This window comes from Alsobacter ponti (genome assembly GCF_024294805.1).
In the GTDB taxonomy this organism is placed as follows: domain Bacteria; phylum Pseudomonadota; class Alphaproteobacteria; order Rhizobiales; family Beijerinckiaceae; genus Alsobacter; species Alsobacter ponti.
The window spans coordinates 1-23,951 of sequence record NZ_JANCLU010000012.1 but is presented as its reverse complement, the minus strand read 5'-3'; the positions used below and the strand labels follow the sequence as shown (position 1 = coordinate 23,951).

Sequence of the window (23,951 nt, the reverse complement as noted above, 5' to 3'; positions counted from 1 at the left end):
GGCGACCGGCGGGCGCCCCGACAAAGCCTGAGAGGAACGCGAGATGAGAACCACGACCAAGCTGCGCGAGCTGATCGCCGCTCCGGGAGCCGTCATGGCGCCGGGCGTGGTCGATCCGCTGTTCGCGCGCATCGTCGCCAAGCACGGCTTCGCGGCCATGTACATGACGGGCGCGGGGACGTCGGCGGCCCGGCTGGGCATGCCGGATGTCGGCCTGCTCACCCTGACGGAAATGGTCGACAACGCGGCGCGCATCGCCGCGGTCAGCGACATCCCTTTGATCGCGGACGCCGACAACGGCTATGGCGGCCCGCTGAATGTGCGCCGCACCGTGCAGCTTTACGAGCGCGCCGGCGTCGCCGCCATCCACATCGAGGACCAGGTTCTTCCCAAGCGCTGCGGCCACCTCGCGGGCAAGCAGCTGATCCCGGCGGCCGACATGGTCGCCAAAATCAAAGCCGCCACGGACGCGCGGACCGACCCCGATTTCGTCCTGATCGCCCGCACGGACGCCCTCGCGCTGCACGGGCTCGACGCGGCGCTCGAACGGGCGGAGATGTACCGGGAGGCGGGGGCCGACGTTCTGTTCGTCGAGTCGCCGGGCGCGGAGCATCTGAAGCCGATCAACGAGCGCCTGCGCTTCCCCTCGCTCTACAACATGGCGACGAGCGGCAAGACGCCGTTCCTGAAGAAGTCCGAGATCGAGGCGCTCGGCTTCAAGATCATCATCTATCCGAACTGGCTGATGCTCGCTGCGATCAAGGCGGCCGAGGGCGTGCTCACCACGCTGCGCGAGGAGGAAACGATCGCCAGCATCGCTCCCCAGGTGCCCTCGTTCCAGCAGTTCTTCGACCTCGTCGGCATGCAGGAGGTGCGCGAACTCGAGGAGCGCTACGGCGTGCCCGAGGAAGCCCGCGCCAACTACTGAGCCGATCCCATCCGGGCCGGCGTCCGGCCCGTCGACCCACCCACACCGGAAAGCAGCAATGCCCGTCCACTCCGCCAAAGAGGTCCAGTTCGACTTCACCGTGCCCGTCGTCGTCATCGGCGCGGGGGCCTGCGGCCTGACAGCCGCCCTCGCGGCCAAGGATGAAGGGGCCGACGTTCTCGTGCTGGAACGCGACGAGCGCCCGACCGGCAGCACGTCCCTGTCGGCCGGACTGATCCCGGCGGCGGGAACGCGGTTCCAGAAGGAAAAAGGCATCGACGACACGCCGGAGATCTTCGCCGCCGACCTGACCGCGAAGGCCAAGGGGAAGAGCGATCCGGCCATCGTCCGCGCCGTCGCCGAGGCCTCCGGCCCGACCATCGACTGGCTGGCGGACCGGCACGCGGTCGAGCTGCATCTGCTCGACGGCTTCTACTATCCCGGCCATTCGCGCCTTCGCATGCACGGGCCGGTCAGCCAGACCGGGGCCGACCTGGAGCAGTCCCTGCTCGCCGCGGCAGAGCGCGCCGGCATCGACATCATCACCAGCGCGTCGGTCGAGGACCTGTACGCCGACGAGAGCGGGCGTGTCGTGGGCGTCGGCTTCCGCCGGCCGAACGGCGAAGTCGAGACCGTCGGGTGCGAGGCGCTGGTGCTCGCCTGCAACGGCTTCGGCGGCAATCCCGCCATGGTGGCGACCTACATCCGGGAGATGGCCGACGCGGAATATTGCGGCCATACCTCCAACACCGGCGACGCCGTGACCTGGGGCAGCGCGCTGGGCGCGGCGCTCGGCGACATGGGCAGCTTCCAGGGCCACGGCTCGGTCGCCCACCCCCACGGCCTTCCGCTCACCTGGGCCGTCATCACCCAGGGCGGCATCCAGGTGAACCTCAACGGGGAACGCTTCGCCAACGAGATGCGCGGCTACTCGGAGCACGCCGAGGAGGTCATCAAGCAGCCGGGCCGCGTGGCCTGGGACATTTTCGACGAGCGCTGCGAAAAGCCCGCCCTCGGCTTCCACGACTATCGCGAGATCAAGAAGCTCGGCGCGATCAAGCGGGCGGACAATCTGGAGGAACTGGCGGCGCTCACCGAACTGCCGCTCGAGGCGCTGCGCCGGACGCTGGACGAGGTGCGCCGCTACGCGGCCGGCGAGGCGTCCGACCCGCTGGGCCGCGACTTCACGACGCAGCCGCCGCTCGCCCCGCCCTATCTCGCGGCGAAGGTGAACGGCGCGCTGTTCCACACGCAGGGCGGGCTCGTCATCGACACGCAGGCCCGGGTGCTACGCGCCGACGGGTCGCCCCTGCCCAACCTGTTCGCCGGCGGGGGCGCCGCGCGAGGCCTCTCGGGCCCGTCGTCATGGGGCTACATGTCCGGCAACGGCCTTCTCGCGGCGACCGTCCTCGGCCGCATCGCCGGCCAGTCCGCCGCGCGGCGGGCAGCCGCGTGACGAGCGCACGACCACACGGAGGACTTGAAGCCATGAAGCGCGTTCTGGTCATCGTCCCGTTTCCGATGACGGACGAAGAGCTCGGCCGCCGCAAGGACCAGCTCAAATCCGTCAAGCTCGGACCCGACATCGCGTTCGACTTCCGGCCCGTCCGGGTCGGCCCCGCCAACTACACCAGCCAGCACGATTTCACGCTGGCGGACTTTTCCATCCTCGACGCCGGCCTCGACGCGCAGGCTGAGGGCTATGACGCCGTGTGCATCGACACGATGAGCGATTCCGGCATGTCGGCGCTGAGGTCATTGCTCACCATCCCGGTCATCGGCCCGGGGCGGCACGCCATGCTCGTCGCCCAGATGCTCGGGGAGAAGTTCTCGATCCTGGTGATGTGGGACCGCTGGAAGCCGCTCTACGCCAAGACGCTCGGCGAACTGGGCATGCGCGACAAATGCGCCTCGATCCGCTCCATCGGGGTGCGCCCGGACAACAAGGCGCTCCTCTCCGGCAAGGAGGACGCCGTGTTCCCCCTCCTGCTCGAGGCCGCCCAGCGCTGCGTCGACGAAGACGGGGCCGACGCGATCATCCTCGGCTCGACGACCATGCACCAGGCCCACGCCTATTTGGCCGAGCGCCTGCCCGTGCCCGTCATCAATCCCGGCCCCCTCACCTACCGGCTCGCCGAAACGGCCCTGCGGCTGAAGCTGACGCACTCAAAAGCCACCTACCCCGCGCCCCTCGTGCCGAAGCCCGACATGATCCGGGCCATCGGCGCGGCCGGCGCCGCGAAAGGAGCGTGACATGGCCCGCATTCTCGTCATCGTCCCCTTCGCGCTCGACGCCGAGGGCATCGAGAACCGCCGCAAGCAGCAGAAATACGTCGAGCTCGACCCCGACACGGAGCTCGTCTACCGGCCGGTCACGGCGGGGCCGACCTCCTTCATGAGTCCCCACGACTGGAGCCTGATGGACCTCGCCATCTTCGAAGCCGGCATGGACGCCCAGAAGCAGGGGTTCGACGCAGTCTGCATCGACACGATGAGCGATTCCGGCATGGCGGCGCTGCGCTCGGTGCTCGACATCCCGGTGATCTCGCCGGGCAAGGCCTCCATGCTGTACGCGCTGACGCTGGGCTCCAGCTTCTCCGTGCTGGCCCAGTGGGAGCCGGCTTTGCCGCGCTACCGCAAGGCCATCCGGGAATACGGCTTCGAGAAGCAGTGCGCATCGGTGCGGTCCTTCGACCAGCCGCCGGACTTCTCCGCGCTGCTCGACGGCAAGGAGGACAAGGTGTTCCCGCGCATGCTGGCCGTCGCCAAACGATGCATCGAGGAGGACGGCGCCGAGGTCATCTGCCTCGGCTCGACCACCATGCACCAGGCGGCGGAGTTCCTGGCCAGCGAACTGCCGGTGCCGCTCGTGAACCCCGGCCCGCTTAGCTACAAGCTGGCCGAGACCTTCCTCGCGCTGGGGCTGCGGCACGGGCGGGCGGCCTATCCCGCGCCGACCGACGGCCGCCAGGACCTCATCCACGCCATGCTGGCCGGCGGCGCCGCGCAGCAGGCCGATGCGGCGGCCCGCGATGCCTGACGCCGCGAGCAAGACCATCGCCGTCGTCGGAACCGGAACCGTCGGGGCGAGCTGGGCGGCGCTCTTCCTGGCCTGCGGCCACGACGTGGCGGCGACGGACCCCGCGCCCGACGCCGAGACCCGGCTGCGCGCCTTCGTCGAGCGCGCCCGCCCGCAGCTGGCGGCGCTCGGCCACACGGGCGACGGCGCCCTGCGCTTCGTCGCCGACGTGGAGCAGGCGGTCGCGACCGCGGATTTCGTGCAGGAGAACGCGCCTGAGGACGAGAACCTGAAGCGGGGATTGCTGGCGCGGATCGACGCGGCGGCCCCGCCCCACGCCATCGTCGCGGCGAGCACGTCGGCCCTGCTGCGCAGCCGCATCGTGGCGGAGTGCCACACGCCGCGCCGCCACATCGTCGCGCATCCGTTCAACCCGCCGCATTTGCTTCCGCTCGTCGAGATCCTGGGCGAGGACGACGACGTCGTGGCGCGGGCCTGCGCGTTCTACCGCTCGCTCGGCCGCCACCCCATCGTGCTGCGCAAGGAGACGCCCGGCCACATCGCCAACCGGCTCACCGCGGCGCTCTACCGGGAAGCGGTGTCGCTGGTGGAACAGGGCGTCGCCAGCGTCGCGGACATCGACGCCGCGCTGTGCCAGGGGCCGGGCCTGCGCTGGGCCATCATGGGCCCTCACCTCACCTATCATCTGGGCGGCGGCGCGGGCGGCATCCGCGGCTATCTGGACCATCTCGGCCCCAGCCAGGAACGACGCTGGGCCAGCCTCGGCACGCCGCGCCTGACCGAGGACGTCAAGGCCGCCATCGCCGCCGGCGTCGAGGACGAGACGAAAGGCGCGTCGATGGCCGAGCTCGAAGCCTGGCGCGACCGCCTCCTCGTCGACATCCTACGTCTCAAGCAGTCGGGCTGAAGGCCGTCACGAACGCGGCGCGGACGGCGGCCGCCCTACGCAACGTCCCCCACGCAACGCTGCGTGCTGCGTCGGGCGGCGATCTCGACGCCGAGGTCGACCACGTTCGGCCCCTCGTAGCTGCCGTCCATCAGCTGGCGCACCGCCGTCACGGCGGCATAGCCGTTGCGGTAGCGGTGCGTGCGCACCGACGAGAGCGAGGGCGAGCAGGCGTCGGTGAAGTCGAGGTCGTTGAAGCCGGCGACGCCCATGTCCCGGGGGACGTCGATGCCCTGGGCAAGGCACTCGAACAGCACACCCAGCGCGAGGCTGTCATTGTTGCAGAACACGGCGTCGAGGTCCGGCGCGCTGGCGAGCGCCCGGCGGAACATCTCCCGCCCCAGGCTGGGCCGGGAGAACTCGAGGAAGGGCGGCACGCCCGGCTCGCTCATCGCGGCCAGTCTCGTAAGCTCCTCGCGCGAGAGGGAGTGGGTGAGGCAGGGCTCCGTCAGGCCGGCGTCCGCCAGCGCCTTCCGATAGCCGCGCAGCCGGCCCGTCGACCTGATGCTCATCCAACCGCTGATGAAGGCGATGCGGCGATAGCCCTGGGCGATCAGGTGCTCGGTCATCAGTCGCCCGGCCTCGTCATGACGAAAGCCGATGCAAAGCTGGATGGGGTCGTCGGTGACGTCCATGATCTGCACCACCGGGCAGCCGGCGTTCTCCAGCATGGCGCGGGCGGCTGGCGTCTGGTCGACGCCGGACACGATCATCGCCGCCGGCTTGTGCCGCAGGAAGCTGGCGACAAGCCGCTCCTCCTCGTGCGGGTCGTAGCGCGTGTTGCCGACCTGGACCTGCAACTTGGTGCCGTCGACGCCATCGTAGACGCCGCGCAGCACGTCGGTGAACACCGTGTGGGAGAGCGAGGGGACGAGCACGCCCAGCACGTCGGTGCGCTTGGAGGCGAGCGCCCGTGCGTTGAGGTCTGGCACGTAGGCGAGGTCGCGCACGGCCTTATCGATCTGGCGGCGCAGCGTCTCGGACACCAGCTCGGGGCTGCGCAGCGCGCGCGACACCGTGATCGCCCCGACACCGGCCAGCGCCGCCACGTCAGCGATGGTGGGTCTCCCGAGGCCGCGGCGCCGCGAGCCCGCGGGCGCGGCTGAGGCCAATCCGGGCTTCTGCCCGGACTTGAGGCCGGCCTTTCCTCCCGCCTTTCCGCCCGCCTTGCCGCCGTCGTTCCGTCGTTTGCGAATGGCGCCCTCCCCTTGCCCGGAGACGTCTCAAATCACAGACGCCGCATGTTGTGCAACACCCGCCACCAGCCCGCCTTTCGCGAACGTGGGACGACCCCGAGCCTCCTTGACTCGCCAATCATGGTAGCGCTACCGTGCCGAAATTGCATCCGTATGCAGCGGATGCGGACAAATCGGCGGCCAAGCCCGCCGGCGTCCGGGACGTCGAGCCCGGGACGAACGAACAAGGGAGGGCGGCGTGGCGATCACCAGGCGAAGCTTTGTGGCCGGAACTGCGACGGCCGTGGCCGCGGCGGGCTACGCGTCGGGCGCGAGCGCCCAGGCGGGCGGCGATACGATCCGCATCGCCTTCGCGGCGCGCGGCAACCGCACGCTCGATCCCGCGGCCTCGATCCAGGGCGCCGACAACTGGTCGATCACCCATATTCACGACGTGCTGGTCACCTCTCCTCCGGGCCGCTTTGCCGAGAAGCCGAGCGAGTTCGTGCCGCAGTTGGCGAAGAGCTGGGAGATGTCGCCCGACGCGCGCACCTGGACCTTCCAGCTGCGCGAGGGCGTGCAATTCCACAAGGGCTACGGCGAGATGACGTCCGAGGACGTCGTGTTCAGCATCGACCGCGCCCGCGACCCCAAGCAGGGCGGCGGCAACCGCTCGCTCTACGAGAACATCGCGGAGGTGAAGGCGAACGGGAAATACACCGTCGTCGTGACGCTGCGCCAGCCCGACCCGCTCTTCATCGGCGGCACGATCCAGGATTATTCCTGCGTCATCATGTCGAAGAAGGCGACGCTGGAGAAAGGCGAGAACATCGGACGCGACCCGATCGGCACCGGCGCCTACGAATTCGTCAGCCTCGATCCCGATCCCTCGAAGGGGATCATGATGACGGCGAACCCGAAATGGTTCGGAGGCGCGCCGCCGACCAAGAACCTGCATGTCATGTACATCCTCGACACCACCGCCCGCACGCTGGCGCTGCTGTCGGGCACGGTCCACATGATCGAGGGCGTTCGCGCGCCCGGCTGGACCCAATCGATCCAGCAGAAGAACCCGAACATGCAGTTCGACGTCGCGGCGCCGGGCAGCCTGTTCACGATGCATTTCAACATGTCGCGCAAGCCGCTGGACGACGTGCGGGTGCGCCGCGCTTTCGCCTACGCGATCGACCGCGACGCCATCGCCAAGGCCATGGCGCCGATCAGCCGCCGCACCTGGGGCCTGAACGCGCCGAGCTTCCCCGGTGGCCTGACGGCGGACAGCCTGCCGCCGGAACTGCGCTACCCGTTCGATCCCGCCAAGGCGAAGGCGCTTCTGGCCGAGGCCGGCTTCCCCAACGGCTTCAGCATGGACGCCTATACGAGCCAGCGCGAGGACTACAAGTCCGTGATGCTCATCGTGCAGGAGCTGATGCGCAAGGTCGGCGTCAACATCAACCTGCAGGTGATCGACCACACCACCTTCCACGCCAACAACCGGAAGGACATGAACACCATCCCGCAGAACTCGTCCGCCTATCCGCCCGTGCCGGCCCTGCCGCTCGGCGACAACCTGGCGAAGTCCTCCGAGGTGAAGCCCGACGGGAGCGGCGGCACCAACTACTCCCATTACGGCGTGCTGATCCCGGGCATCGACGAGCTGCTCGACCAGGCCGGCGACGAGCCCGATTTCGAAAAGCGCATCGCCATCATCCAGAAGGCCGAGCGCAAGGTGCTGGAGGACGTGCCGCTGATCCCGATCAGCACCAACGGCTACCTCATCGTGCGCGATCCCAAGGTGAAGCTCGGCTACGAGGTGAAGTCAGGCTACGCCTTCTGGCCGCTGAGCAAGGCGACGATCTCCTGAGGCGTCGCCTCGCCGCGCAACGAAAGCCGCCTCATGGGACGCACCATCGCCAGGCGCCTCGTCGACGCCATTCCGACGTTGCTGCTGGTGCTGACGCTCGTCTTCGTGGCGATGCGCATCCTGCCGGGCGACCCGGCCCTGGCGGTCCTCGGCGAGCACGCCACGCAGGCGCAGCTCGCCGAGTTCCGCCGCAAGATCGGGCTCGACCTGCCGATGTGGCAGCAATATCTGAGCTTCATCGTCAACTCGGCGACCTTCAACTTCGGCAACTCATTCGCCAATAACTTCTCGGTCAGCCAGCTCGTCCGCCTGAACCTGCCCTACACGGTCGAGCTGACCATCGCCGCCACCATCATCGGCACGGTGATCGCCATTCCGGTCGGCGTCGCCTCGGCCGTCAACCGCGGCAAGGCGATCGACTCCGGGTCCCGCGTCTTCTCGCTCATCGGCTACGCGGTGCCCGACTTCTTCCTCGGCGCGGTGCTGCTCATCGTCTTCGCGCTCAATTTCGGATGGTTCCCGATCAACGGGGGCGGAGACGGGTTCGCCGACCGAATGTGGCATCTGGCCCTGCCGGCCCTGGCGCTGGGGCTCATCAAGGCCGCCTTCGTCAGCCGCCTGACGCGCTCCTCGCTGCTGGAAGTGGCGCGCAAGGACTATGTCCGCACCGCCCGCGCCAAGGGCGCGAGCGAGCGGCGCGTCATCTATCTCCACGCGCTGCGCAACGCGCTGCTGCCGGTGATCACCGGGCTCGGGCTCAGCATCCTCTCGACGCTATCCGGCTCGGTGGCGATCGAACTGATCTTCGGCCGGCCGGGCCTCGGCAGCATGCTGGTCGGCGCCATCGAGACGCGCGACTACCCGGTGATCCAGGCCGGCATCGTGGTGTTTTCGCTCTTCGTCGTGCTGGTGAACCTGGCGATGGACATCATCTACACGCTGGTCGACCCGCGCGTCGGAGACGTCGCATGAGCGCGGTCGCTCCCTCCCCGAGCGCGCCCGCCGCCCGCCGCGCACCGCCCGACGGCGTCATCGCGCAGCTCTGGCGCAACATCGTCCACGAGCCGCTCACGCTTTTCTTCTTCGTCGTGCTGGTCGCCATCGTGCTGATCGCCGCGTTCGCGAACGTCATCGCGCCCTACGATCCGGTCGAGCAGAGCCTGCTCGCGGTGAACCAGGAGCCCACGGCGGAGCATTGGCTCGGCACCGACCAGTTCGGCCGCGACGTGCTCTCGCGCATTATCTACGGCGCGCGCACCTCGCTGGTGCTGGGCCTCCTTTCGCCGGCGATCGCCGCCACCATCGGCACGGCATTGGGACTGGTCGGCGGCTATTTCGGCGGCTGGCCGGACCGGGTTCTCGGCCGGGTGATCGACCTCCTGCTCGCCTTCCCCGCCCTTCTGCTCGGCATCCTGGTGGCCGCCGCGCTGAGCTCCGGGTTTTGGTCCATGGTCGCGGTGCTCACCATCGCCTTCGCGCCGCGCTTCGCCCGCATCGCCCGCGCCTCGACGCTGTCGCTGCGCAACGAGCCCTTCGTCGAGGCGGCGGTGGCGGCGGGCGTCGGCCACCCGCGCATCATCCTGCGCCACATCCTGCCCAACATCGCCGGGCCGGTGGTCGTGGTGCTGACCTTGTGGATCGCCACCGCGATCCGGCTCGAGGCGACACTGAGCTTCCTCGGAATGGGCACGCAGCCGCCACAGGCGAGCTGGGGCAACATCATCCGCGACGGCCTCAGCAACATGTACGGGTCCGCCTGGCCGATCATCAGCGCCGGCGTGTCGATCACCATCACCGTGCTGGCCTTCAACATGATCGGCGACGCCGTGCGCGACGTGCTGGACCCAGAGACACGCGCATGAGCGCTCCCGACGCCGTCCCGCTGCTGCGCGTGCGCGACCTCGCCATCGAGTTTGGCCCGCCCGACGCGCCGCTGCGCGTCGTCGACGGCGTCGGCTTCGACCTCGCCCGGGGCGAGTGCATCGGCATCGTCGGCGAATCCGGCTCGGGCAAGAGCATGACGTCGCTCGCGATGATGCGCCTGATCCCCGAGCCGCCGGGCCGAATCGCCGGCGGCCGCGTCGAGTTGGAGGGGCGCGACCTGCTCTCCCTCCCCGTCGACGCCATGCGCGACATCCGCGGCCGCGAGATCGCCATGGTGTTCCAGGAGCCGATGAGCTCGCTGAATCCGGTGATGACCATCGGCGCGCAGATCGGCGAGACGCTGCTGCTGCACGACCCGATGAGCCCCGCGCGGCGGCGCGAGCGCGTCATCGAGATGCTCGGCCTGGTGGGAATCCCGAGTCCGGAGGATCGCCTCGACGCCTATCCCCACGAGTTCTCCGGCGGCATGCGCCAGCGTGTGATGATCGCCATGGCGCTCGCCTGCAACCCGAAAGTGCTGATCGCCGACGAGCCGACGACCGCGCTCGACGTGACCATCCAGGCCCAGGTGCTCGACCTGATGAAGCGGCTTCGCGAGCAGCTTCACACCGCCATCGTGCTGATCTCGCACGATCTCGGCGTCATCTCCGACATCGCCGACCGCGTTATCGTCATGTATTGCGGGCGCGTGGTGGAGACGGCCAACATCGCCGACATCTTCGAACGCCCCGCGCACCCCTACACCGAGGGGCTGCTGCGCTCGATCCCGAGCGGCTCGAACAGCGGCCGGCGGCTCTACCAGATCCCCGGCACCGTGCCCTCGCCGCAGGATCGCGGGCCGGGCTGCGACTTCTACGACCGCTGCCCGCGTCGCATGCCGGAATGCCTGCTCGCCAAGCCGCCCTTGTTCGACCTCGGCCGCGGACAGGCGGCGGCCTGCTACGCCGCGGCGCGGGAGGCCGTGTCATGAGCGAGGCGCTGCTGCGGGTCGAGGGCCTGACCAAGCTGTTCGGGTCGCGCCGCCGCGTCGGCCTGTTCGGCCCGTCGCGGGCCGGCGTGCGGGCGGTGGACGACGTCAACTTCGCCGTCGCGCCCGGCGAAACGCTGGCCCTCGTCGGCGAGTCCGGCTGCGGAAAATCGACCACCGGCCGGCTGCTGCTGCGCCTGATCGAGCCGACGTCGGGCCGCGTGCTGTTCCGGGGCCGCGACATCGCCAGCGCCGGCGCGCGCGACATGCACGCCATCCGCAAGCATCTCCAGATCATCTTCCAGGACCCCTACGGGTCGCTCAGCCCGCGCCGCACCGTGGTCGACATCGTCGCCGAGCCGCTGGAGGCCCACGGCATGGTCCGAAACGCGGCCGAACGGCGCGAGCGCGTCGCCGGGCTGCTCGAGCGCGTGGGACTGTCTCCCGACTCCATGAACCGCTACCCGCGCGAGTTCTCGGGCGGCCAGCGCCAGCGCATCGGCATCGCGCGGGCGCTCGGCGTGGGACCCGCTTTTATCGTTGCCGACGAGCCCGTCTCGGCGCTCGACGTCTCCGTGCAGGCGCAGATCGTCAACCTGCTGCAGGATCTGCAGGAAGAGCAGGGACTGTCCTACCTGTTCATCTCGCACGACCTGCGCGTCGTGCGCCACATCGCCCATCGCGTGGCGGTGATGTATCTCGGCCGCATCGTCGAGGAAGGGCCGAAGGAGCAGATCTTCACCGCTCCCCAGCACCCTTATTCGCAGGCCTTGCTCTCCGCCGCGCCCGAGCCCGGGCCGGCGCGCGCCAGCCGGCGCATCATCCTGCAAGGCGACGTGCCGAGCCCGACCGCCATTCCCTCCGGCTGCGGCTTCCGCACGCGCTGCCCGCTGGCGCAGCCCGTGTGCGCGCAGGAGCGGCCCGCGTTGCGCGAGGTCGCGCCGGGCCAGCGCGCCGCCTGCCACTTCGCCGCGCCGAACCCGATCCCCGCGCCGGGCGGCCGCGCCCCGCAAGCCGCCGCGTGACCCGCATGGCCGCCCTCGCCTCGCGCCTGAATGCGGCCGCCGATGGTAGCGCTACCGTCCGCGCCGGGCGTCGCGCGACCGGGCCGCGCGGGCGCGCGCCACGCCTCACTCCCTTTCCGCGATCCGAGCCCGGAGCCACGCCATGACCCTTCCCGCCGCCGTCCACATCGACGCGCCAGCCGCACGCTTTCCCGAGAGCTCGCCGGTCGCCTGGGCCGCCGAGCACCTGCGCCGCGCGCTGGCCGCCCGCGACATCGCCTCGGCCCCGAACGCGGCCACGGTGGTGACGCTGGCGCTGGGCTCGGACGCGCCGGCGCGCGCCGCCGCCTCGGCTGCCGGCGTCGCCCTCCCCGACGCGGCGGAGGCCATGGCGCTTCTGCCGGCGGGGCAAGGCGTCTTGGCCTGGGGCGCGGACGAGCGCGGGCTGGTCTACGCCCTCACCGAGCTCGCCGACCGCGTGAGCCACGGCGCGGACCCGCTGTTCGGCCCCGACCTGCCGCTCGTCGAGCAGCCCTCCGCCCGCGTGCGCAGCATCGCCCGCCTGTTCTGCTCGGAAGCCGAGGACAAGGGCTGGTTCCACGACCGCCAGTTCTGGCACGAATATCTGTCCATGCTGGCCACGAACCGCTTCAACCGGTTCAACCTGACGCTCGGCATGGGCTACAACTATCCCTATCACAACAACTACATCACCGACGTCTACTTCTACTTCCCCTACCCGTTCCTGCTCGAGATGCCGGGTTCCGGCGTCGACGTGAAGGAGCTGAGCCCCGAGGAGCGGGACGCCAACCTCGAGACGCTGAAGTTCATTGCCCGCGAGACGGCGCGGCGCGGCATCGACTTCCACCTCGCGCTGTGGACGCAGCGCTACGATTTCGACGACGTGCCCAAGGCGTGGCACACGGTGCGCGGCATCACCGACGACAACCTCGCGCCCTATTGCCGCGACGCGCTGACGCGGCTTCTGCTGGAAGTGCCGCAGATCAAGGGGCTCACCTTCCGCGTCCATGTGGAGGGCGGCATCGCCGAAGGCGACTACGCCTTCTGGGAGCAGGCCTTCGCCGGCGTCGCCGCGGCGGGGCGGCCGGTCGAGATCGACATGCACGGCAAAGGGCTCGACCTCGAGACCATCGCCATCGCCCGCGCCTCCGGCATGCCCTTCGCCGCCTCGCCGAAATACATGGCCGAGCACATGGGGCTGCCCTACCACCAGTCCGCCATTCGCGAGAAGGAGTACCCGCCGCCGGTGGCGCGCAGCCAGCGCGAGCAGCTCAGCGAGGGCTCGCGCAAGTTCCTGCGCTACAGCTACGGCGACCTGCTGCCGAAGGAGAAGGACTGGAAGGTCGTGTTCCGCATCTGGCAGGGCACGCAGCGCGTGCTGATGTGGGGCGACCCGGCCATGGCGGCGGGCTATGGCCGCTACTCCATCTTCTGCGGCGCGGAGGGCGTCGAGCTGCTGGAGCCCAATTCCTGGAAGGGCCGCATGGGCACGGGCATTCCCGGCCAGCGCTTCCACTACCAGCAGATGGGCCTCGCGCCGAAATGGGACTGGCAGAAGCACGCCTACCAGTTCCGCGTCTGGGGCCGGCTGCTCTATTGTCCGGATGCGCCGCGCGACAGCTGGATGCGCCACCTGCGCGCGGCCTGCGGCGACGCGGCCGAGGCGTGCGAGCGCGCGCTGTCGCTGGCCAGCCGCGTGCTGCCGCTGGTGAGCCTGGCGCACGGCCCCTCGGCGTCGAACAATCATTACTGGCCAGAGGTCTATTCGAACCTGCCGGTCTCGCCGGTCGGCACGAGGCGCCCCTATGGCGCGGACATGGAAGGCCCGGTGCGCTTCGGCAACGCGCCGACTTTCGATCCCCAGCTCTTCGCCACCCCGCGCGAATACGCCGAGGCTCTGCACGCCGGGCGCCCGGAGGGCCGCTACACGCCGCTCGACGTCGCCGACTGGCTGCAGGCCCTGGCCGACGGCTGCGACGAGGCGCTGATCGCCATCCGCCGCAGCGACGCGTTCGCCACGCCCGACGTTCAGCGCGTCGCCATCGATGTCGGCATCTTGTCGGGCATGGCCCGCTTCTTCGCCGGCAAGTTCCGCGCCTCGGTGTGGGTGGAGCTGTTCCTGATCTCGAAGGCGTCGGCGCTGCTCGACCGGGCCGAGGCGCAGCTCAAGCGCGCGCATCTCGCCTGGGCGAGCGCGGCCGATATCGCGCGCGACGTCTACCACGACGATCTCACCTTCGGGAACCAGACCTGGCTACGCGGCTCCTGGCAGAAGCGGCTGCAGGAGATCGAGATCGAGCTCGTCGACATCCAGGCGCTGCGCAACGACGCGCCGCACGAGACGGTGCAGCCCGACGCCGGCACGCGCGCCGCCATCGCCGCCATCGAGGCGCGTCGCCCGACCGCGGGCGGAACGCTGCGGATCGAGGCCGCCGACAGCTTCGAGGCCGGGACCGCCTTCTCCGTCCGCGCCGTCGGCGGGGGCACGGGCGCGACCTTGCACTACCGCCACGTCAACCAGGCGGAGCGCTGGAAGAGCCTGCCGATGCGGCGCGACGGCGACGCCTGGGCGGCGGAGATCGACGCCGACTACACGCGCTCGCCCTGGCACCTCCAGTTCTACGTCGCCGCGACGGGCCCCGAAGGGACGAGCATTTCGCCCGGCCTCGCCGCCGACCTCTCCAACCAGCCCTACCGCGTCGCCCTGCAGGCCTGACCCACCGCGCGCCAACGAGGATCGCCATGACCGAACGACAGCCCTGGTACAAGACCACGTTGCGCTGGGCGCAGACCAACCTCACCGAGATCGACCCGTCGCGCTACGACGACCCCTGGTGGCGCAACCACTGGCGGCGCACCCGCGTGCAGGGGGCGATCATCAACGCGGGCGGCATCGTCGCCTACTACCCGTCGAAGTTCCCGCTTCACCACCGCGCGGTCGCGCTGGGCGACGGCGACCTTTACGGCCAGGTGGTGCGCTCGGCCCGCGACGAGGGGCTGAAGATCATCGCCCGCATGGATTCCAACCGCGTCGCGGACGATTTCTACCGCGCCCATCCGGACTGGATCTGCGTCGACGTCGAAGGCCGCCCCTACCGCCAGGCCGACAAGTACGTCACCTGCATCAACTCCCCCTATTACAGCGAGTACCTGCCGCGCGTGATGGAGGAGATCATCGAGCGCTCGAAGCCCGACGGCTTCTCCGACAATAGCTGGCCGGGCATGCCGCGCGAACGCATCTGCCACTGCCGCAATTGCCGCGAGCGCTTCTTCGACTACGCGCGGCTCGACCTGCCGCGCGCGCACGACTGGTCGCAGGAGAACTACCGCCAGTGGATCCGCTGGAACTTCACCCGGCGCACCGAGCTGTGGGATTTCAACAACGAGATCACCACGAAGGCCGGCGGCAAGGACTGCATCTGGAGCGGCATGATCAGTGGCGACGTGCTGAACAACAACAACCGCTTCATCGACCTGAAGGAGATCCTGCCGCGCGCCAAGATCGTCATGCTCGATCACCAGCGCCGCAACGCCATCGACGGCTTCGCCGATAACACCGAGGCCGGCAAGCGCCTGCACGAGGTCGGCGGCTGGGACAAGCTGATCCCCGAGAGCACGCCGCAATACCAGCTCGGCGCGCCGGCCTTCCGCCTCGCCAGCATGCCGCCGGCGGAGGTCCGCCTGTGGTCGTCCTCCGGGTTCGCGGGCGGCATCCAGCCCTGGTGGCACCATATTGGCGCGATGCACGAGGATCGGCGGCAATACCAGACGGCCGAGCCGATCTTCCGCTGGCACGAGGCGAACGAACAGGTTCTCGTGGACCGCAAGCCCGTCGCCGATGTCGGCATCGTCTGGTCGCAGCGCAACCACGACTTCCACGGCCAGGGCAAGGCGGCCGAGCGCACCATGGGCCCCTATCGGGGGGTGATGAAGGCGCTCGACCGGCACGCGCTCACCTATCTGCCGATCCACGCCGACGACATCGCGGGCGCGACGGGCCGGGTGAAGGCGCTGATCCTGCCCAATCTGGGCGCGATGTCGGACGCGCAGGCCCGCGCCGTCGAGGCGTTCGCCGCCGCCGGCGGCGCGGTGATCGCGACGGGCGACACGGGAACCGCCGGCGAGTTCGGCGAGCCGCGCGCCGACTACGCGCTCGCCGGCCTCTTCGGCGTGCATCGCGGCGAGGGCAGCCGCGGCGGCACGGAGCCGATCGACACCAATATCGAGGTCAGCAGCCGGCACACCTATCTGCGCCTGTCGCCGGAACTGCGGGCCGGCGTCGACGGCCCCACCGACAGGACGGCGGCGGCGACGAGCGAGACGCGCCACCCCGTGCTGGCGGGGCTGGAGCAGTGCGACACGATCCCCTTCGGCGGCTATCTCCCGGTCGTCACGACGGATGCGGGAACGCAGGTGCTGGCCACCTACATCCCCGACTTCCCGATCTACCCGCCGGAGACCTCCTGGATGCGCCAGCCGCGCAGCACGCTGCCCGCCGTCGCGGCGCGCACGGCGGACTCGGGCGCCAAGCTCGTCTGGATCGCGGCCGATCTCGACCGCTGCTTCGCGCGCGACGACAACGCCGAGCACGCGCTGATCATCGCCAACGCGGTGCGCTGGGCCCTGGGCGGCAACGCGGCGGTGACGGTCGAGGGCGGCCTGGGCGTGATCAGCCCCAGCCTCTTCGAGCAGGGCGCGCGCACCGTGCTCCACCTCAACAACCGCCTGCTGACCTCGCGCGTGCCCGGGCGGCAGGATCGCCTGGTTCCCATCGGCCCGCTCACGGTGACCGTTCCGGGCGAGAAGCGAGGCGGCGCCAGGCTGCTGGTGGCTGGGACGACCGCCCCCTCCCGCATCGAAGCCGGCCGCACCGTGTTCACGATCGACTCGGTGCTCGACCACGAGGTCGTCGTGCTTGAGTAGCGCCGGCGCAGGAGCCGCCGCATCTCCACTTCGCCCGTCGCGACCGTACGGCCGCGACGTCGGTGGGCGAGGGTCGATCGCCCGGATGAGGCAGGCGGTTCTTTGACAACCTCGGTCGACGTCGTCTTCACGGTGATGGGCAACAACGATGCCCCTGCCCTCTCCTCCGCCGTTGTCGACGCGTCGACGTACGACATCGCGGGTGGATATCCCGGCGGATCCGACCCGCGTATGGCGGTCGACACCCACGCGGCTCTGACGGTGGCCGATTTCGTCTTGTCCCGAACGACGCCCGTCGACGATGTCTGCGTGATGCTCCTGATGCCTTTTGACCTGCCTCCAAACGGTCCAAAAACGAGCGGGCGACCAAGGGTCGCCCGCCCGATATCGTTGGCCAGCGCAGCATCTAGGCGACGATGAAGAAATCGTTCGCCGTCAATGTTCCCGTCAGGTTGACGTCGGCGATCTTCAGCGCCGTTCCTGCGCTCACGAGCGCTGCGAGGTTCTGCGTGTTGTCCGCGCCGCTCTCGACGAAATAGAGATCGTTGCCGGACGTGTCGTAGACGAACGCGCCGTTTCCGGTGACGTCCAGGCCGCCCAGCGTGACGCCTGTTCCCGCCACGGACTGGAACTGCGCCGCGTTCAGCGTGGCTCCGGCGCCGGATCCACCATTGCCCATCGCCCCGAAGACCGTCTCGTCGATATAGAACGTGTCGTCCGCCGTCACGAAGGTGACCTGGTCGACATTGGTCGATCCCGTGACGCCGACGCTCGCGTCGACACCGCCGTCTGCCGCGGCATCGCCCGCAGTTCCAGAAACCAGCGTGTCGGCGAAGTTGACGATGTCGGCCCCGCTGCCACCGTCGATGGTGTCCGCTCCGGCACCGCCGATGATCGTGTCGTTGCCGCCCGACGACAAGGCGTTCTGCCAGTCGCCGTAGATCAAATCGTCGCCCGATCCCCCGTTGATGGAATCGGCGCCGCCCGTGGCCGCGTACGCGCTTACGATATCGCCGTCGCCGAGGATCGTGTCGCCGCCGGCCCCTCCCAAGAGCGTGTCGTTGCCGCCGATCGCGTAGTTCGTGGGAGTCTGGACATCCGCCCAGTCGCCCACAATCAGATCGTCGCCGTCGCCGCCGTCAACCTGGTCGTTTCCGCCAATGGCGTATTCGACATTGAAGCCGGATTGATCCGTCGCCTGCGCGGTCTGGCCTTCGCCGTAGAGCGTATCCCCGCCGGCGCCGCCGCTGATCGTGTCATTGCCGCCGAAGATGTCGGCTCCGTCGCCGTTCGTCACCGCGGTGAACTGGTCGCCGGCGATCGTGTCGCCTTCGTCGCCACCGTCGATCACATCGTTGCCGCCGACGATGTCGTCGTAATAGCCCGACGTCGACGCGCTCAGCGCGTCGCCGGCCATCGAGTCGGCGCCACCCTGGCCATACAGCGTGTCGTTGCCATCGCCACCGGCGATCGTATCGAATCCGCCGTACTCGGTTCCCAACGTGATGTAGCTGTCGCCGTAGACGAGATCGTCGCCCGCGCCGCCGTCGATGGAATCGTTGCCGTTCCAAAGGGCATACGCTCCCCCGGCGGACGCATAGAAGAAGTCGCCGAAGATCGTGTCGTTCCCGCCATCGCCCGCAAGGTTGTCAGCGCCGCCGACAATGGGCGATCCCACGGTGGTCGCATAGACGCCATCACCGATGATGACGTCGCCGTCATCGCCGCCCGCGATGGCATCGGCGCCTCCATAGATGCCGGCGTTATAGGACGAGGTCGTTGCGTTCCACGCGTCGCCGATCAGCGTGTCCGCACCCGCGCCGCCGCTGAGATTGTCTGACGCACTATAGATGTCCGCAAGACCGCCAGACGTGGACACCGAATACTGATCGCCCACGATGAAGTCATCACCCTGGCCACCGACCAGCGAATCCGACCCACTGAAGATGTCGGCGCTGTAATACGTTGTCGATGCGCTCCACACATCGCCGACAAGCGAGTCGTTGCCCTCCTGTCCATAGAGGGTGTCGTTGCCGTCGCCGCCTACTACCGTGTCATTTCCGCCGGACGACGCAGCGTTCTGCCAGTCGGCATAGACCACATCGTCGCCCGAGCCGCCATCGATAGAGTCATCGCCGCCGGTCGCAGAGTAGGCGCCCACCGTGTCTCCGTCGCCGAGGATCGTGTCGCCTCCGGCCCCGCCCGAGAGCGTGTCGTTGCCGCCGACGGCGTAGTTCGTGGGAACCTGGACATCCGCCCAGTCGCCTACGATGCGATCGTCGCCATCGCCGCCGTCGACATTGTCGTTGCCGCCGATCGCGGATTCGACATTGAAGCCGTATTGGTCCGTCGCCTGGGCGGTCTGGCCTTCGCCATAGATCGTGTCGCCGCCGCCGCCGCCGGTGATCGTGTCATTGCCGCCGAGGATGTCGGCGCCGTCGCCGTTCGTGACCGCGGTGAACTGGTCGCCGGCGATCGCGTCGCCGTCGTCACCGCCGTCGATCGAGTCATTGCCGCCGATGATGTCTTCGTAATAGCCGGACGTCGACGCGCTCAGCGCGTCACCGGCAACCGAGTCCGCCCCACCCTGCCCGTAGATCGTGTCGTCGCCATCGCCACCGGCGAGCGTATCGGCGCCGCCCGAGATGATGTCGGTGCCCGGATCCACCGTCTTCCAGTCGCCGTAGATCAAATCGGACCCGGCTCCGCCGGAGACGATGTCGTCGCCGCCCTCGACGGTCTCCCCGAAGTACCCGTAATTGTTCGGCGCGCCGGCGCTCTCGCCATCGCCGTAGATCGTGTCGCCGCCCCCGCCACCCTCGATGGTGTCGTTGCCGCCATAGACGTTGGCCAGGTCGCCCGCCGTCACGGCGGAGAACTGGTCGCCGGCGATCACGTCGCCGTCGTCGCCGCCGTCGATCGAGTCATTGCCGCCGAGGATGCTGCCGGCTGGACCATAGGCCGTCGTCGATGCCGTGCTCTCGTCGCCGGAGATGACGTCCGCGCCGCCCTGCCCGTAGATGGTGTCGTCGCCGTCGCCGCCCGTGATGGTATCGGCGCCGCCCGAGACGATGTCGGTTCCCGGATCGACCGTCTTCCAGTCGCCGTAGATCAAATCGGACCCGGCTCCGCCGGAGATGACGTCGTCGCCGCCGTCAACCGTCTCCCCGAAATACCCGTAATTGTTCGGCGCGCCGGCGCTCTCGCCGTCGCCGTAGATCGTATCGCCGCCGCCGCCACCCTCGATGGTGTCGTTGCCGCCATAGACATTGGCCAGGTCGCCCGCCGTCACGGCGGAGAACTGGTCGCCGGCGATCACGTCGCCGTCGTCGCCGCCGTCGATCGAGTCATTGCCGCCGAGGATGCTGCCATCCGGACCGTAGGCGGTCGTCGATGCCGTGCTCTCGTCGCCCGAGATGACGTCGGCGCCGGCCTGTCCGTACAACGTGTCGTTGCCGCTATCGCCGGCGGCGGTGTCGTTGTCCTGTTCGCCGTAGACGAGGTCGTCACCCGCGCCGGCGCTGATGAGGTCGGCATCGGCAGGAGGCACGCCGTTGGCGCCGTCGCCGCCATAGATGGTGTCGTTGCCGTCGCCGCCCTGGATTGTGTCGTTGCCGTCGAGGGTCGCCGCATCGCCATAGATCAGGTCTGCGCCGGTTCCGCCGTCGAGGCTGTCATTGCCAAGGCCGCCGTTCAGCGTGTCGTTGCCGCCCAGTCCCAGCAACGTGTCGTCGCCCGCGCCGCCGTCGAGAACATTGCCCAGATCGTTGCCGGTGAAGCTGTCGTTGCCGGCGCCCCCGATCAGCCCCTCGATGCCTGCTATGGTATCGTTGCCATCGCCGCCGGAAATCGTGGCGTTCCCATGGGCGTCGAGCACGACCGTGACGCCATTGGGATCGTCGAACGACAGGATGTCGTACCCGCTGCCACCATTGACACTGTCGGCCCCCAGCCCGGCGTTCAGCTTGTCGTCGCCGTTGCCACCCAGAAGCGTGTCATTGCCGGCGCCGCCGGACAGCGTGTCGTTGCCGTTCTCGCCGAAGACGCAATCGTTGCCGTCGTCGCCCTGCAGGCTGTCGGTGCCATTGCCGCCATAGATGGTGTCGTTGCCCGATCCCCCGAAGACCGTGTCCTTGGCGTTCTCGGCGATGTCGACCGCTGAAGGATCGGACAATTCCTTGATCAGGTCGTTGCCGGCCCCGCCATACATCAGGTCCTTGCCGTTGCCGCCGACCAGCGTGTCGTCGCCGTCGCCGCCATTGAGCGTGTCGTGGCCGTTTTCACCCAGGAGCGAGTCATTGCCCGCGCCGCCGAGCAGGCTGTCGAAGCCGTTTCCCCCGAAGAGCGTGTCGTTGCCCCCAAGGCCCGAAAGCGTGTCGTTCCCGTCATAGCCGAACATCGAGTCGGCATCGGGGGTCCCGATCTTGTTGTCGTTCTTGGGGGAGCCTTTGTAGAGCTTCGGACCAGCCATAACGATCTCCTGCATGGGAGTGATGCGCCGACGTGCCGAGGGGGATTGAGGGGATTTTGGGCCGCCAATTAACGGGCGTCAACCGATTCTTAACTTATAATAATCGACGTCTTAACGCATTGTGGATGAATTGTTTTTAAGCGTATAAGTTCAGGCGCAAGCCCCGCGATCCCGCCGCAACCGGATCGGTGGCCTGAGCTCATCTGCAGGGGATTCCCGATGTCGGAGACGATGCCGGAAGGGCGCATTGAGCACGCTCAGGCTGGGCAGCCGCCCTTGAGGCCAGCCCCCAAGATCGCATTTAGCTGCTCGCGCCATTTCAATGGATGGCTGACCGACGAAGGCATCAGTCTTGCGCTCACGTCCTATAAGACGGGACTGCTTCTGTTCGTCGGCGCCGGGAAATCGGGTCGGCCGCGCCTGTTTCGCCGCGCCTTCCCGCGCACGCTCGGCATGTATGTCGACCGCGAGACGCTGTGCCTGGGCACGCTCTACCAGATCCTGAGGTTTCGCAATACGCTCCAGGCGAACCAGAAACACGGCGAGGCGGATCGTTTCTACGTGCCGCGCACCGCCTGGATCACCGGCGATATCGACGTGCACGACATGGCCCTCGACAAGGAGGGTCGCCTCGTCTTCGTGAGCTCCCTGTTTTGCTGCCTGGCCACCACCAGCGACACCCACAGCTTCACACCGCTGTGGCGGCCGCCCTTCATTTCACGGCTTGCGGCGGAGGACCGCTGCCACCTCAACGGTCTCGCCATGAAGGATGGCGCGCCCGCCTGGGTGACGGCGATTTCCGAGACGGACGTCGCGGATGGCTGGCGCGACCACCGCCGCACCGGTGGCGTCGTCATCGACGTGCAGCATGGCGAGATCGTCGCCCGGGGCCTGTCGATGCCGCACAGCCCGCGCTGGCACCAGGGGCGACTGTGGCTGCACAATTCCGGGACGGGCGATTTCGGCTACATCGACGCCGCGCGCGGCACGTTCGAGCCCGTCGCCTTTCTCCCAGGCTACCTGCGAGGGCTCGCGTTTCACGGCAGATATGCCGTCGTGGGCACGTCGAACGCCCGCGGCGAAAAGCGCTTCGAGGGGCTCGCCCTCGACGACCGGATCACCGAGAAGCAGACCAGCCCTTTGTGCGGGATTTTCGTGATCGACACCGAAACGGGTGACGTCGTGCACTGGTTCGTCTTCTCGAGCGGGATCCTCGAACTTTACGACGTGGGCGTCATCGAGCAATGCCACTGGCCGATGGCGCTCGGCTTCCAGACCGACGAGATTTGCCGGACCTACGATCTTGCCGAACGCATGCCGCCCTCGGCGCTGCGACCGAACGGCGGCGCTCCCATGCCGTCCGGGGACATGGCCGTTCACTGACGGCCAGGCGCCGGACGGCGGCGGAGCTACCCCAAGTCGTGGTGAAATGAGCACCCGCTGCGTGTGCTGGCTACCTTGAACAGGGACTTCTTCGAACCTGGAAACCCGCGAGAGCTTTCTCGTCGGTGGTCAACCTTGCAGCCGCATCGGATCGCGAGCGAATTCACATCGGTTAAGCAAATTTCGTGGCCAGCACGTCAGGGCGAATTGCGGGTCAACAATGCCATTCATCCATCTGCAGCTGTGTGATTTGTCACCTGCGCAGGTCGCCGTTTGACATGATTCGATTTAGCTCTTGCTACAAAAATTAACTTTCCGTTAACTTGTGCCTCGATGCGGTCCCTCCTCTGCCCGGCGTGCCTGTCGGGTGGAGTCCGATTTCGCGTGGAGTTCCGGTATGGCCGATCTGACATCAGCTGGCAGCTCCTATTCCGGCTCCTCTGGCGACATTCTCGTGTTCTACGAGGACGGTGTGGTCTCTGGGTCCGGCCAGTACCGCGACTTTTTGTCGATGCAGAACAACGGGACGGAGACCGGCTTCAACTCGGACATTTCGAGCGACTACCTCAATGTCCAGGCGTCTCAGACGACGACGCTGAAGCTCAGCTCGCTGGAAATCGTCGAGTACGGCGGGGTTCAGTACTATGCCATTCGTTTGGACATCAACGAAGGCCAAGGCGGCACCAATCCAAAACTCACGCTGACAGATTTCACGGTCTATCAATCGACGGAACCCGCCGATTCCAGTGATGTCGGCACATATCCGAATTTCTCGGGGTTCACCGAGATCGTCTCCATTACCGAGGATCTCAATCTCCTCGATCACGAGTCCGGCAGCGGACACGACGACTACCTCTTCCTGATCAAGGTCAGCGCGTTCGACGGCCAGGGAGACTACGTGACCGTCGCCGCGACCTTCGACGGCGCCAGCGCCGGCAAGGAGGGCTTCCGCGCCCTCGTGGTGCCGACGTTCGACATCTCGGGCACCAAGTTCCTGGACGCCAACGGCGACGGCCAGACCACCGGCGACTCCGGCCTGGGCGGCGTCACCGTCTACGTCGACATGGATGGCAGCGGCACGCTCAACACCGGCGACATCTCCACGGTGACTGCCGCGGACGGCACCTGGTCAATCACCGGCCTCGGTCAGCTCGCGGTCGGCAAGAGCGTGCTCGAGGACTTACCAGACGGCTATCAGCAGACTTTGGGCCAGGCCGGCTACACGCTCGACGGAACGAACCAGACCGGGCTCAACTTCGCCAATTTCGCGCTCTTCGACATTTCCGGCACCAAGTATGTCGACGCGGACGGTGACGGCGTGATCGACCCCGGCGAGGTCGGACTG

At 68.3% G+C, this 23,951-nt stretch carries 16 protein-coding genes; 14 read left to right on the top strand and 2 right to left on the bottom strand.

The features are described 5' to 3' along the window. The first annotated feature begins 43 nt into the window (after positions 1-43). Genes NK718_RS13110 through NK718_RS13090 form a run of 5 tightly spaced genes read left to right on the top strand, consistent with a single transcriptional unit; the run spans position 44 to position 4,875 of the window. Positions 44-928: an isocitrate lyase/PEP mutase family protein gene (locus tag NK718_RS13110; RefSeq protein ID WP_254742984.1), complete on the top strand. Its 885-nt coding sequence runs from the start codon at positions 44-46 to the stop codon at positions 926-928. A 58-nt stretch (positions 929-986) separates the two neighbouring features. Further along, entirely contained in the window at positions 987-2,384 is a 1,398-nt protein-coding gene (locus NK718_RS13105; protein ID WP_254742982.1) for an FAD-dependent oxidoreductase, read from the top strand. A gap of 32 nt (positions 2,385-2,416) precedes the next feature. Further along, the gene (locus NK718_RS13100) at positions 2,417-3,181 is read left to right on the top strand and encodes an aspartate/glutamate racemase family protein (protein ID WP_254742980.1); all 765 of its coding nucleotides are present in this window, start codon (positions 2,417-2,419) and stop codon (positions 3,179-3,181) included. 1 nt (position 3,182) lies between these two features. Then, positions 3,183-3,968 carry an aspartate/glutamate racemase family protein gene (locus NK718_RS13095; protein ID WP_254742978.1) on the top strand — a complete coding sequence of 262 codons (786 nt, stop codon included), beginning with the start codon at positions 3,183-3,185 and terminating at the stop codon, positions 3,966-3,968. After that, entirely contained in the window at positions 3,961-4,875 is a 915-nt protein-coding gene (locus tag NK718_RS13090; protein WP_254742976.1) for a 3-hydroxyacyl-CoA dehydrogenase NAD-binding domain-containing protein, read from the top strand. The genes NK718_RS13095 and NK718_RS13090 overlap by 8 nt, the downstream gene beginning before the upstream one ends. 35 nt (positions 4,876-4,910) lie before the next feature. Here NK718_RS13090 and NK718_RS13085 read toward each other — a convergent pair whose 3' ends face one another. Next, complete coding sequence (locus NK718_RS13085) at positions 4,911-6,026, bottom strand: LacI family DNA-binding transcriptional regulator (protein ID WP_254742974.1); 1,116 nt, start codon at positions 6,024-6,026, stop codon at positions 4,911-4,913. Positions 6,027-6,348: 322 nt separating this feature from the next. On the opposite strand from NK718_RS13085, the gene NK718_RS13080 reads away from it, so the two are divergent. The 7 genes from NK718_RS13080 to NK718_RS13050 all read left to right on the top strand — a co-directional run bounded on the left by NK718_RS13080 (position 6,349) and on the right by NK718_RS13050 (position 16,752). Beyond that, positions 6,349-7,953, top strand: a complete 1,605-nt coding sequence (locus NK718_RS13080) for an ABC transporter substrate-binding protein (protein WP_254742972.1) — start codon at positions 6,349-6,351, stop codon at positions 7,951-7,953. Between the two features lie 33 nt (positions 7,954-7,986). Beyond that, positions 7,987-8,925: an ABC transporter permease gene (locus tag NK718_RS13075; RefSeq protein WP_254742970.1), complete on the top strand. Its 939-nt coding sequence runs from the start codon at positions 7,987-7,989 to the stop codon at positions 8,923-8,925. Further along, positions 8,922-9,815, top strand: coding sequence for an ABC transporter permease (locus NK718_RS13070; RefSeq protein ID WP_254742967.1), 894 nt, complete (start codon positions 8,922-8,924; stop codon positions 9,813-9,815). The genes NK718_RS13075 and NK718_RS13070 overlap by 4 nt, the downstream gene beginning before the upstream one ends. Continuing rightward, positions 9,812-10,807, top strand: a complete 996-nt coding sequence (locus NK718_RS13065) for an ABC transporter ATP-binding protein (protein ID WP_254742964.1) — start codon at positions 9,812-9,814, stop codon at positions 10,805-10,807. Before NK718_RS13070 ends, NK718_RS13065 begins: the two co-directional genes overlap by 4 nt. After that, positions 10,804-11,829, top strand: coding sequence for an ABC transporter ATP-binding protein (locus NK718_RS13060; protein ID WP_254742961.1), 1,026 nt, complete (start codon positions 10,804-10,806; stop codon positions 11,827-11,829). Before NK718_RS13065 ends, NK718_RS13060 begins: the two co-directional genes overlap by 4 nt. 142 nt (positions 11,830-11,971) lie before the next feature. Continuing rightward, on the top strand, positions 11,972-14,545 hold the full coding sequence (locus tag NK718_RS13055) for a hypothetical protein (RefSeq protein ID WP_254742958.1): 2,574 nt from the start codon (positions 11,972-11,974) through the stop codon (positions 14,543-14,545). A 26-nt stretch (positions 14,546-14,571) separates the two neighbouring features. Further along, positions 14,572-16,752 carry an alpha-amylase family protein gene (locus NK718_RS13050; RefSeq protein WP_254742955.1) on the top strand — a complete coding sequence of 727 codons (2,181 nt, stop codon included), beginning with the start codon at positions 14,572-14,574 and terminating at the stop codon, positions 16,750-16,752. Between the two features lie 406 nt (positions 16,753-17,158). Here the strand turns inward: NK718_RS13050 and NK718_RS13045 are convergent, their stop codons facing one another. Continuing rightward, positions 17,159-21,223: a beta strand repeat-containing protein gene (locus NK718_RS13045; protein ID WP_254742952.1), complete on the bottom strand. Its 4,065-nt coding sequence runs from the start codon at positions 21,221-21,223 to the stop codon at positions 17,159-17,161. 219 nt (positions 21,224-21,442) lie between these two features. On the opposite strand from NK718_RS13045, the gene NK718_RS13040 reads away from it, so the two are divergent. Together NK718_RS13040 and NK718_RS13035 are read left to right on the top strand one after the other, a co-directional pair. After that, on the top strand, positions 21,443-22,606 hold the full coding sequence (locus NK718_RS13040; RefSeq protein ID WP_254742949.1) for a TIGR03032 family protein: 1,164 nt from the start codon (positions 21,443-21,445) through the stop codon (positions 22,604-22,606). A gap of 397 nt (positions 22,607-23,003) precedes the next feature. Next, the coding region (locus NK718_RS13035) for a hypothetical protein (protein WP_254742946.1) at positions 23,004-23,951 on the top strand (948 nt) is incomplete at its 3' end.